Here is a 12,641-nt window from a genome sequence, read left to right on the forward strand (position 1 = left end):
ATGAAAATATTAGTTATATCAGCCTTGTTGCTGAGTCAGGTATCATTCGCACAAGAATCATCCACTTCATTTACGCTGGAGGAAGCAGAGGAGTATGGTGTTAACAATAATGAAAAGGTAAAAAATGCCTTATTAGATATTGAAATAGCGCGGAAAAAAGTTTGGGAAACAACAGCAATTGGTTTACCTCAGGTAAGTGCTAAAGGCGAATTCCAACAGTTATTAGATATTCCAGTTTCTGTTGTGGATGCAAGTTTATTCAATCCGATGGCAGAACCAGGAGATGTGATGGAATTTAGTATGGGGCAGGAGTTTAGTACTTCAGCAACATTTACAGCATCACAGTTAATTTTTGATGGTTCATATATCGTTGGATTAAAGTTTTCGAAGTTTTTCCAGAAAATGGCGCAAACATCTGCAACGAATACTCAAAACGAAGTAAAAGCTTTGATAAGAGAAGCATATTATAATGTTTTAGTAGCGAAAGAGAATGTTGCTTTACTTGATTCGATTGAATTGGTAACAAAAACATTATGGGAAGAAACGAAGATCTATTTTGAAAGTGGATTCATTCCAGTTGAAGAATCAGATCAAGTTGAAATTGCTTTTAATAGAATTCGTGCTTCAAAGAATAGTGGTAAAAGACAAATTGAAGTGGCAATGAATTTATTGAAGTTACAAATGGGCTATGATTTTGAAAAAGGACTTGAACTTAGCCAAACTTTGGATGATGTTTTAGCGAAGTTAGAGACAAACAACCCAATGCAACAAACAGAGGATGTAAAGCAAAATGCTAACTACATTATGCTAGATCAACAAAGAGAATCTAGCGAGTATAGTTTGAAGAATGAAAAAGCTGCTTATTTGCCTTCTTTAGGTGCATTTTTTAATCATTCTCAGAATGCTTTTAGAAGTGAATTCGATTTTTTCGAAAACAAACCATGGTATCCAACTACAGTTTGGGGAGTGACGCTAAACATTCCTATTATGAGCAGTGGGCAGAAAATTGCCAAGGTTCAACAAGCGGAAATGAAAATTGAACAAGACGAGAATAGCCTACAGAATCTAGAAAGAAGCTTACAATTTCAAGAAATTCAATTAAAAGCAACGTATAAGTCGTCTGTTGAATTGATGGAGATAGAATCGTCGAATGTTGATTTGGCAAAGCGAGTTTACGAAAATGCAGTGATCAGAAAAAAGACAGGAACAGTTTCTGCTTTAGAAGTGACCCAATTACAAAGTCAGTTATTAACAGCTGAAAGTAATTATATCCGTTCAGTAATGGATATGTTAAATGTGAAAGTACAATTAGATAAATTATATAATCAATAAGTCCAAAAAAGCTAATAAGCTCAAAAAGTAATTGGAACAATCGAAAAAAATAAAAAAAAGAGTAATGAAAAGAAGCTTAATTTATATCTTAACCCTAGGCGTGATTTTAACTAGTTGTGGAGGTGCAGAAATTACCAATTTAGATAAATTAAAATCAACAAGAGATTCGCTCAAGGCGGAACTAGTAACATTGAATCATAAGATTTCGGAATTAGATACTGCGGAAGTGGCATCATTACCGATAGTAACAGCTACCAAAGTAAAGATCGAAGATTTTGTTCATAAAGTTGAAGTTCCAGGTACAGTTGAAACAGACCAAAATTCATTAATCACAGCTGAAGCAAGTGGTTTAATTACCAAAATATACGTCAAAGAAGGCGCAAAAGTGTCAAAAGGACAGACTTTAGCTTTGATTGATTCTGAGATTTTAGCTGCAAATATTGAAGAACTGCAAGCTTCTTTAGAGTTAGCAGATTATATGGTGAAAAAGCAAGAACAATTACATGATAAAGGTGTAGGTGTTGAAATTGAATATGAACAAGCGAAGAACCAAAAATTATCGCTTGAGAAAAGAATTAAAACATTAAGATCTCAACAAGGTAAAACAACTGTTCGTGCACCATTCTCAGGAATTATTGACGACATAATGGTAAATGAAGGCGAAATGGCAGCTCCTCAAGTTCCATTAATGAGATTAGTTAATAATAGTACTGTTACGATTAATGCTTCAATGGCAGAAAACTTATTGTCTAAAGTAAATGAAGGAACAGCAGTTGAAATGAATTTTCCAGCAATGAATGATACTACAATTGTATCAGTAGTGACGAATAAAGGAAATTATATCGATCCAACGAACAGAACATTTAGAATTCAAATTGAAATTAAGAACAATAAATTATTATTGCCGAATCAATTTGCTAAAGTAAATGTGACTGATTTTGAAAGAAAAGATGCAATTGTTGTAGATGCTGAATCAATTCTACAGGATACTGAAAACAATAACTACTTATACAAGCTAACAAAAATAAAAGGTTCAGAAACTTACTCAGTAGAGAAGGTATTTGTAACGATAGTGAAGAAGTACAGAGATTTCGTTTGTGTTGAAGGTAATTTAACAAAGGATGAATTAATTGTTATGAAGGGAGCTAAGGGAATTACGGAAAGTGATAAAGTAACTTTACAATAAGAAAGACAATGAGTAAAAGTAAAATTGAGAACCAAAGAGAATTTGGACTTTCATCATGGGCTGTAAAAAACCGGAAAACGGTTTATTTATTGATAATGATGATTTTATTGGGTGGTTTTGCATCATACCAATCAATGCCAAAAGAAAACTTTCCAGAACTTCAAATACCTGAAATATATATCGGTATTGCTTATCCTGGGAATTCGCCTGAATTAATAGCGGAAAAAATTACCGATCCAATTGAGAAGGAATTAAAGACGATTAAAAACGTTGACGAAATTAATTCGACTTCAATTGATGGTTATGCTTCAATCAATATCAAATTCGATTTCACTGTTAGTCCAAAACAAGGATTACAAGATGTAAAAGATGCTGTTGATAAGGCTAGAGCAACTAAAGACTTTCCCGCTGATTTACCAGTTGAACCGAATATTTTTGAAATGGATGTTTCAGAAATGCCGATTATGAACATTAACCTGTCAGGTGACTATTCAATTAGTGATCTAAAAGATTATGCTGAAATTTTAGAAGATAAAATCGAAGCATTGGTTGAGATTTCAGAAGTTGACATTCGTGGTATTCAAGACCAAGAGATGCAGATTATGGTTGATCCCAAAAAAGCGGAAATGGTTGATGTTTCATTTAACGATATTCAAACTGCAATCTCTAATGAGAACATCACCATGTCCGGTGGAGAGTATTTAGATGGAACAACAAAAAGAACTATCCAAATTGATGGTAAATTCAAATCGGCTAAAGAAATTGAGAATGTAATTGTAAAACAAGAGGATTATAAACCTGTATATCTTCGTGATATCGCAGAAGTTAAATTTACTGATGCAGATACAACTTCTTATGCACGTGAACGTGGCAATACGGTTGTCATGTTAGATGTTAAGAAAAGAAGCGGACAGAATCTTTTAGAGGCATCAAGAAAGATTAATGAAATCATTGCACAAGTAGAGAAAGACAAAATTTTACCAGCAGGAATAAATCTTTCTGTAACGAATGATCAATCGGGGAAGACGGAAGAAATGGTTTCTAACCTGTTAAATTCAATCATCTTTGGTGTACTTTTGGTTGTAGGTGTTTTACTGTTCTTCCTAGGCTTAAGGAATGCAATATTTGTTGGTGTTGCGATACCGCTGTCGATGTTAATGTCATTTTTGATTCTATCAACAATGGGGGTAACCTTAAATACGATGGTATTATTCTCACTCGTATTGGCATTAGGAATGTTGGTGGATAACGGAATTGTTGTTGTTGAAAATATTCAACGTTTGATGGAAGAGGGTGTAGACAGTTTTACCGCAGCTAAAAAAGGCGTTGGTGAAGTTGCATGGCCAATTATTGCTTCAACAGCAACAACGTTAGGTGCATTTATTCCTTTGGCTTTCTGGCCTGGAATAATGGGTGAGTTTATGAAATACCTCCCTATAACTTTGATTATTGTTCTTGGTTCTTCTCTATTCGTTGCATTAATTGTGAATCCAGTGCTTACAGCAATGTGGATGAAGGTTGACGAATCGAATAAAAAGAAGAAAATTCCATTAATTGTTGCTGGTATCTTTATTGTTCTTGGCTTTATATTATTAGGCGTTAGTACTGGTGCAGGGAATTTATTTATTGTGATAGGTTTATTTGTAATACTAAACATTTTCGTACTTACACCTGCTACTAAAACTTTCCAAGAGAAATTTTTACCTAGATTAGAAAGTGGATATGAAAAAATATTGGCTTATGCTTTAAAAAGAAGAAGACCAGTTTATTTCTTTTTAGGAACTATTGGTTTGTTATTTATGTCGCTTGTTTTTGTCGGGATTTTCACACCAAAAGTGTTGTTCTTTCCCGAAAATCAACCGAATTATGTGAATATATTTATTCAACACCCAATCGGAACAGACATTCGCGTTACGAATGAAACAACGTTAGAGGTTGAGCGAATAATTAACGAAGAGATTTTACCTGAAGAACTTGGTGATACAGTGAATAAAGACTTCGAGTCTTGGATTATTCAATCTGTAATTGCGCAAGTAGGGAATGGTACCTCTGATCCATCACAAGGAATTGTAATGGGGAATACACCACATAAAGGTAGGGTCACAATTAACTTTTCTGAATTTAAGTATAGAAAAGATTATGAGACAGGCCATTTAATGGAGAAAATATCAAATGGATTAAAAAACAAATTCCCTGCAGATATTCAAATTACTGTTGATAAAGATAATCAAGGACCACCAACGGCACCGCCAATTAATATTGAGGTAGGTGGAGAAATTGATTATAATGAGGTAATAGCTGAAGCAGAAAAAATTAGAATTTTCTTAGACCGTAAAAATGTACATGGTGTAGAAAAACTAAAATTAGATGTAGAAACGGGTAAGCCTGAATTACGAATAGAAATTGATCGTGAAAAAGCGAGATTATTTAATACGAGTACAGGACAAATTGCAAATGCTGTTCGTACCGCCTTATTTGGCGCAGATATCTCAACCTTTAAAGAGGGTGATGATACTTACGATATGGTTGTTCGTTTTAACGATAAGTCTAGAAATGATTTGGATGCTTTAATGAATCAAAAATTGATTTTCCGAAACAATAAAGGGCAAATGCTTAGAATTCCCATTCGTGCATTAATTTCGACTCCTAAACCTACCACTACTTATAGTTCGGTTATTCACAAGGATCAAATTCCAATTGTAACAATCTTCTCAAATGTACAGGAAGGTTATAACGCAAATGAAATTGTTGCAGAATTGAAAGAGATAATGGAACAATATGAGGATGAAGTAAACATGACGGATGGAGTAGAAGTTAAGTTCACAGGAGAGCAAGAAGAGCAGGCTGATCAAATGGCTTTCCTTTCTAAAGCACTTTTAATCGCTGTATTTATTATTCTTCTTGTAATTGTTGCACAATTTAATTCGTATACAACACCAGTAATAATTTTATTCTCTGTTGTATTTAGTTTAATTGGGGTATTCATGGGAGAAGTTATTTTCCAAATGGAATTCGTTATTATGATGACAATGATTGGGATTATATCCTTAGCTGGGGTCGTCGTGAATAATGCCATTGTATTGATTGATTATACAGATTTATTAAGAAGACGTAGAAGAGAAGAGTTAGGCTTAAGTGAGTATGAACAACTTCCTCTGCCAGAAATAGTAGATTTTGTCGTACAAGCAGGGAAAACGCGTTTAAGACCGGTTCTTTTAACGGCATTGACAACTATACTTGGATTAATTCCACTTGCAATGGGATTAAATATCGACTTTACAACATTGTTTACAGAATATAGTGCAAACTATTATAGAGGAGGGGACAATACAATGTTCTTCGGTCCAATGTCATGGACAATTATCTTCGGACTTACATTTGCTACATTCTTAACGCTAATTATTGTGCCAGTGATGTATTTAATTCTTTATAGATTTAAAGTATGGTTGCATAAAATAACTAATGCGAAAATGAGATCTTCAATTTAAACTTGGAATTAAGTAAAAATTAAAAGGGTAATAGCTGTCAGCTATTACCCTTTTTTTATCAATTATAGTTTTGTAAATTATAAATCGCAGTCGATTAAAATTATTCTTTAATAAATTTTGTAATACTACTAGAGCGTGCATTTTCAATCCGCACTATATAGACACCAGCAGGTAAATTTTGGACGTCTAAACTCCTTACGAAAGGACCAGAATAAATTTTGTTTCCAAGCATGTCTGAGATATAAAGATAGTTGACAGCTGAAGGATCTTCAATTTTAAAATTAATTTCATGAGTAGATGGATTTGGATAAACGAGTAATTCTTCATTCAATATCGATTTTTCATCCAAATTTGCATTTTCATCTTCATCTTTAACTGTACAAAGAATAGCTACTTCTTCAGCGGATAATGCTCTGTTATAATATCTGAAATCATCTAAGTACCCTTTAAAAAAGTCTCCGGGATCACCTGTATTTCGATCGTGTTTACCAATAGTACCAGCACCAGAGGAATAAGCTATTGATCCACCAGACCCGACGTATTCATCTCCTGTTGGATGACAATCAACATATATTTCCATGTCTGTAGGTCCACTTACAACAAGTGTTATGTGGTGCCAAGTGGTGATATCTGCGACTGCCGTTGATGAAAGTCTTCTAAGGCCTGAACTACTATAACCTGAATCGCCATCACCATATCCTACAGCATATTCATGTGTAGCATTGGAAATTGTAAAGAATAAGCCAGAATTAACATCGTCTTGGAAAGAGGTGTTAAAGACTGATGCATACTCATAATAGAGGTCTTCATGTTTTAGCCAGAAAGCTATAGTAATAGGTAAATTAGGTTTTAGTTCTGCTAGGTTTGGCATTGAAATGAAATCTGAGATCCCGTCAAAATGGCAAGCTTTCCCTGGATTACCGAACCGATCTTCAACGAAAGTGGTTCCAGTGGCAATGCCATCATACTCATTACCACTTTGATCCTCAAAAGTTCCATTCCAATTATAATGCAGTAGTAAACCTTCAGAAATATCTTGGGAAAACGACAAAAACGGCAAGATAAGTATGAGTAAAAATAAGTTTTGTTTAAATTTCATAGATTTAAGTTTTTGGAAATATAAACATTTATTTTTATTGAAAAGTCTTTTTTTTGGACTTATAAAAATTATCAAAGTTAAAGATCCTATAATTAATTGCTAGTGCAAATAATCGGGTAATTAAGAAAAACTGTCTTAAAGTTAATGCGAAATTATACTTCTGCATATATAATATTCTCAATGTTTAATTAGTTAGATCGTGAAATATTAAATGATATTATAAATGAATGAAAGTCCATTTGTTTTATTTATTCATTCTTTTCTACCCGATAGGAAACCAACCATTTTAAATTTTCACACGTCTTTTATAACAAACAAACTATTATGACATTTCAAGAACGAGTACGTGCTGTGCACATTCTTCAGCGATTTGTGATGGTTTCAAGATCGCTGCTGCCGAGTTTATCAGAATTAATGACCAAGACATCATTGGATAAGTCCGAACGAACCAAATTGGCTAGAATTCGTGACGTATATGATAGTTTTCAGGTGAATCCTGAATATTCAAAAAAATTAGTTGGATCAAATATATTCTTCTTGATAAAAGCGGTTTATGAAACGGCTTTAAATAATAAAGGTGAATCGCCGACAAGTTTTTATCATTACAATGAATTTATTCGAGAAGCTGATAGGTTAATTGAAGTATGGGATAAACAAAGGTTGAATTAATCCTTTGTTTATTTAGTGTTTTCGAGGTGTTATTTACCTTTTCCTTTAAAGATAATTGCTATTGTATAGAACATTATTTTAATATCTAAGGCAATGGACATATTTCTGATGTATAATAAATCATACTTCATTCGCCGGACCATTTGTTCAACATTTTCAGCATAACCAAACTTTACCTGTCCCCATGATGTAATACCCGGTCTCACCTTGTGCAGATACAAGTATTGAGGGTCGTGTTCTGAAATTTTGTCAATATAAAATTGTCTTTCAGGACGAGGACCAACAAGTGACATATCGCCAATAATTACATTCCAAAACTGAGGGAATTCATCCAATCTCGTTTTTCGGAGGAATTTGCCAATCCTAGTAATTCGTTTATCATTACTGCTGGACAATTGCGGGCCATCTTTTTCCGACCCAACAAACATTGTTCTATACTTTATAATACTAAAGGGTTTTCTATTCAATCCAATCCGTTCTTGTTTAAAAAATATTGGGCCAGGGGAAGATGTTTTGACCAAAATAGCAAGGATAATATAGAGTGGCAATAATACAACAATGGCTATAGACGAGATTACTATATCCAGAATTCTTTTGGTGGCAAATTGCCAGTCAGGCATATAAGAATCGTTGGTACGAATCAATAAAGCACCAAAAATACTTGACATTTGCACCTGACCAGAAAGGATATCGTAGGTATCAGGAATTAAATTTACGCGAATATTATAAGCCGCTAAATTGGTGATAATTCCTTTCAAACGCTCATGATCCGAACTTTCTAATGCAATAATCACTTCATCTACATCAACCTTATTAATAATATCGTCAATATTGTCTATGTGTCCTAAATAAGGGATCTTATCGTTTAAATCAAAATCACTTCCGTTTATATTGATATAACCAATAAAACGGTGGCCTGAGCTCGGCTTTAAATGAATAATGTCATTATAGATCTCACACGCTTTTTTGCTGCCACCAATTATAACCGTACTAAATCCAATTTTATTCGAGTGAATTTTTTTAACATGAATAGTTGTTGCAATAAAACGAGGAATGATAGTTAACCCAAAATGTAGACAAAACAAAACTAAAAATAGTGTGTAATACTGTTGATATAAATAAACTTGGTCATCCAATAAAAGGATAAAGAATAGAATGGTTACACCTATTACAGAACCAAAAAGTGTTTGTTTGATTGTTTTTAAGCGGTACTGCCGTAACGTTTCATGATAAGTCCCTTGCAAGGTGTAAAGCAAAATCCATGCAATTGGGATAATAACAATACCAATGAAAAAGCCTTCTTTAAAAATCAAGTCATTCTCTTCAATAAGTAAAATACGGTATACATAAAACAAAAACCAGGCTGCAAAGGCAGCTAAATAATCAAAGATGACTAAAAATATTGTGCGTTTTTTCTGGTTCATTAATTATGTACAATCTTAATATTGTCCAAATAAAATGTACCAGTTACCTTATCGTTGTCAAGGATGGATAAAAAGTAAACGTCATAATTATCTGCTCCGACCCTAAAACTGATATTCTCTTTTAAATTGATATACATTTTCTTCCAGACTTCTTCACCTGTGGTTTGCTGTACCATTGTTATATAAGGTAATTCTTGCGTTTCGTCACCATTATCTTCATAAATTGTACTCATTGTCATGGAGTTATCATTACGATAGTCAATCTCTAAATAAACATCTTGATTCGTTGGTAGGATAAAGTTTTCATTCGTTCGGCCAACATAAAGACTATCTATTTCATCCAAAAAGATACCACCACATTTATTACCATATTTTACAATTTCGGGATATGCTTCTTTTGTAATAAAAGTGATATTCGTGTCAGATCCCGCTCCTTTAACTATATCAAAGCCTGCACTTTCAAAATCTTCAATAAATGCAAAAGTAGTTGCCGCCTTATATTCAGTAACTGGAGTAATTGCTATTGTATCATTGGTAACTAGATCTAAATCAATGTCATAACTTCTGTAAAAAGGATAAATAGTCCTTTCTCCGGATCGACCATTATCCATTATTCCAGCAAATATGATGAAACTATGTTCTCCTTCAGCTAAAATTGGAATGTTTGCAGGAAGTTCAAAAACACCAAGCGGTTGCCCATCCATGTATACCCATGCATCAGTTATTTTGGTTGAATTTGCACCTTGATAAGTTTCATCAGTTTCTAATAGAAATTCATCTATATTCAACCAAGAAGGTGTTAGATTATCTTGCTTACAGCCAGAAAAAAGAAATAAAATCGTTACTGTAAAAAGTAAAATTTTTGTCATATGGAAAAGCGTATTTTTTTTAGAACGCAAAAAAACACTAAATATTTTCTTGAATCAAGTTTCCGTTTGATTTTAATTTTTCCATAATCTGTAAAGCGACATTTAAAGCGTACTCTCCATCCTCTATTGATACGATTGGAACAGTGTCATTCTTAATACATTCGGCAAAGGATTGTAATTCTTCTTTGATCGCATTTGACTCAGAAATCTCAGGTTTAAAAATTTCAATTTTTTTCTTTGCTTTACCTTCTCCCAAGTCAAAAACGATGTCAAACGGATCGGGTTCGGTTTCTAGCGTCGTCATTTTAACAATCTCAGAAGACTTTTCAAGAAAATCTATAGAGATATAAGCATCCTTCTGAAAAAAACGCGATTTACGCATGTTTTTCATTGAAATTCTTGAAGCTGTTAAATTCGCTACACAACCATTGTCAAATTCTATTCGAGCATTCGTTATATCTGGAGTTTCGCTGACAACAGCAACCCCCGAGGCACTAATTCTACGAATTGTAGACTTAACTGTACTAAGAATAATGTCTAAATCATGAATCATTAAATCTAATACAACCGGAACATCTGTTCCTCTTGGATTATATTGAGCCAATCTATGTGTTTCAATAAATAGCGGCTTATTTATAAATGGAAGTGCATGTTTAAATGCCGGATTAAATCGTTCGACATGACCAACTTGCACTTTTACATTCGCCTCGTTCGCTAATAAACGCAGCTTTTTTGCTTCTTCGTTAGTCTGGGTAACTGGTTTCTCAATAAATACATGTTTCGAATTTCGAATCGCTAAAGACGCAATTTCAAAATGAGAAAGCGTAGGGGTGACAATGTCTATTGCATCAACCATGTCTAACAATACATCTATAGACGCAAACCTTCTCAAACCCAATTCTTCAGCAGCTTTTGCATTGGTGTCATTAGGATCATAAAATCCAACAAATTCAAATTCGTTTGACAATTCAGTAATTAATCTCGCATGAATTTTACCCAAGTGACCAATTCCAAACAACCCAATTTTCAGCATAGTATTATATTTTTCATAAAGATAATTCAATTTAGCTGGTAGTACGAATCAAAATTCGGTTCTTATCAACAGTACATATTTAATTGAATTGAGTAACTGAATAAAAATCCGCGTTCGAATAATTATATTTGTTAAAATTGAATCAATTTGAAAAGAGTTTTTCTAATTTTATTTATGCTGGTTTTGAATATTTCACCAGCTAATTCTCAAACAGATACAATCGCTGTCGTTTCGTATAATTTATTGTGGTTTCCGCAAAAGAATGAAACAAGACTGGATACACTGAACAATATTTTGAATTATCTCAAGCCTGATATTTTAGTCTTGAATGAAATGTCAAGATTAAGTGGTGCGGACTTAATTTATTATAAAATTCTCATAAAGGATACTGTTCGAGATTATCAAATGGCGAATATACCATCGGGAAGTAGCAAAGAGAACATTGTTTTCTACAATGCTAAAAAGTTGGGATTGAAAAAATCAACAAGTATTAAATCATTGCCTCGAACAATTGATCATTATAATTTTTACACATTAAAAAAAGATGATATTAACAACGATACAACTTTCCTAAATCTATTCACTTGTCACCTTAAAGCAAGTGTAACATCTGCACAGTTGCGTTTTTCAGCATTGAAGTTAATGGAGACATATATTAACAATCATCCTGATTTAGACAATAAAATGATGGCTGGAGATTTTAATATGTATGGCTCGAATATCGAACCTGGATGGGAGGTTTTAACAGCAGTAGACGCTTTAAATTTTAAAGATCCAATCGACCAATCAGGGGCTTGGCACGCTAATCCAAAATATGCCAAATATCATACACAAAGTACAAGAACTAAAGAGTTTAATGGTGGCGCTAACGGTGGAATGGACGACCGTTTCGATTTGATTTTACTCGACGAAAGTATAATGGATGGAGGTAGTGGAATTAAATATATGCAAGATTCTTACCGAGCAGTAGGCCAAGATGGACTGAGGTTGGATAAATCATTAATTGATTTACCCGAAAATAAATCTGAACCGAAAAATATTATTTCAAGCCTCTATTATATGTCCGACCATTTGCCTGTATTCCTAAATTTGGTTGTGGAGTAATCTAATCTAAAAGTCTTGAGACTTTACCAATATAAGTGTCGTAATTCAAAGCCATTCCCGCTAAATGTTTGCCTTTGATACTCCAAAATTCTTTTTTTGGACTTTCAGCTAATTCATATAATTCTTTCCCCATATAATAAGGACAAACCACATCGTCTTCACTATGAATGATAAGCAAGGGTTTCATCCACTCTTGAATTAATTCCTTGCCCTTTACAAAATTCTTAACAATCATTTTTGCCGAGAATTTCATAGGAAAAGGAGTTCGTTCTGCTGCGATAGATTTTTGATCGGTAAAAGCGCCTTCTAAAACCATTCCGTCTATTTGCTCTTGGTTGTTGATGCCTATCTTTAAAGCAAGGTTACCGCCTAAGGAGAATCCCATTAATATGACCTTGGTATCCTTAACCGAAGGTTTACTGATAAAGTCTTCAAAG

General features: G+C 33.6%; 10 protein-coding genes. 5 read left to right on the plus strand and 5 right to left on the minus strand.

Translation table 11 applies throughout. The features are described from left to right. The 3 genes from T367_RS0120725 to T367_RS0120735 all read left to right on the plus strand — a co-directional run bounded on the left by T367_RS0120725 (position 1) and on the right by T367_RS0120735 (position 6,006). Positions 1–1,332, plus strand: coding sequence for a TolC family protein (locus tag T367_RS0120725; RefSeq protein WP_169736101.1), 1,332 nt, complete (start codon positions 1–3; stop codon positions 1,330–1,332). Between the two features lie 64 nt (positions 1,333–1,396). Further along, positions 1,397–2,518, plus strand: a complete 1,122-nt coding sequence (locus tag T367_RS0120730) for an efflux RND transporter periplasmic adaptor subunit (RefSeq protein WP_027421535.1) — start codon at positions 1,397–1,399, stop codon at positions 2,516–2,518. 8 nt (positions 2,519–2,526) lie between these two features. After that, positions 2,527–6,006 carry an efflux RND transporter permease subunit gene (locus T367_RS0120735; RefSeq protein ID WP_027421536.1) on the plus strand — a complete coding sequence of 1,160 codons (3,480 nt, stop codon included), beginning with the start codon at positions 2,527–2,529 and terminating at the stop codon, positions 6,004–6,006. 100 nt (positions 6,007–6,106) lie between these two features. Here the strand turns inward: T367_RS0120735 and T367_RS0120740 are convergent, their stop codons facing one another. Continuing rightward, on the minus strand, positions 6,107–7,105 hold the full coding sequence (locus tag T367_RS0120740; RefSeq protein WP_157454346.1) for a LamG-like jellyroll fold domain-containing protein: 999 nt from the start codon (positions 7,103–7,105) through the stop codon (positions 6,107–6,109). 324 nt (positions 7,106–7,429) lie between these two features. On the opposite strand from T367_RS0120740, the gene T367_RS0120745 reads away from it, so the two are divergent. Beyond that, a complete protein-coding gene (locus tag T367_RS0120745) occupies positions 7,430–7,774 on the plus strand; it encodes a hypothetical protein (RefSeq protein ID WP_027421538.1) in 345 nt (114 codons plus the stop codon). A gap of 29 nt (positions 7,775–7,803) precedes the next feature. Here T367_RS0120745 and T367_RS0120750 read toward each other — a convergent pair whose 3' ends face one another. From T367_RS0120750 to T367_RS0120760, 3 genes are read right to left on the minus strand one after another with little or no spacing between them, the layout of a single operon-like run. Beyond that, positions 7,804–9,198, minus strand: coding sequence for a sugar transferase (locus T367_RS0120750; RefSeq protein WP_027421539.1), 1,395 nt, complete (start codon positions 9,196–9,198; stop codon positions 7,804–7,806). Continuing rightward, positions 9,198–10,067: a hypothetical protein gene (locus T367_RS0120755; protein WP_027421540.1), complete on the minus strand. Its 870-nt coding sequence runs from the start codon at positions 10,065–10,067 to the stop codon at positions 9,198–9,200. The genes T367_RS0120750 and T367_RS0120755 overlap by 1 nt, the downstream gene beginning before the upstream one ends. A gap of 37 nt (positions 10,068–10,104) precedes the next feature. Further along, positions 10,105–11,100, minus strand: a complete 996-nt coding sequence (locus T367_RS0120760; protein WP_027421541.1) for a Gfo/Idh/MocA family protein — start codon at positions 11,098–11,100, stop codon at positions 10,105–10,107. 147 nt (positions 11,101–11,247) lie between these two features. Here T367_RS0120760 and T367_RS0120765 point away from each other — a divergent pair, with 147 nt between their 5' ends. After that, the gene (locus tag T367_RS0120765; protein WP_157454347.1) at positions 11,248–12,204 is read left to right on the plus strand and encodes a hypothetical protein; all 957 of its coding nucleotides are present in this window, start codon (positions 11,248–11,250) and stop codon (positions 12,202–12,204) included. A 1-nt stretch (position 12,205) separates the two neighbouring features. Here the strand turns inward: T367_RS0120765 and T367_RS25130 are convergent. Continuing rightward, positions 12,206–12,641: alpha/beta hydrolase (locus T367_RS25130; protein ID WP_027421543.1), on the minus strand; the 436-nt coding region annotated here is incomplete at its 5' end.

It is taken from the genome of Crocinitomix catalasitica ATCC 23190 (genome assembly GCF_000621625.1).
GTDB lineage: Bacteria > Bacteroidota > Bacteroidia > Flavobacteriales_D > Crocinitomicaceae > Crocinitomix > Crocinitomix catalasitica.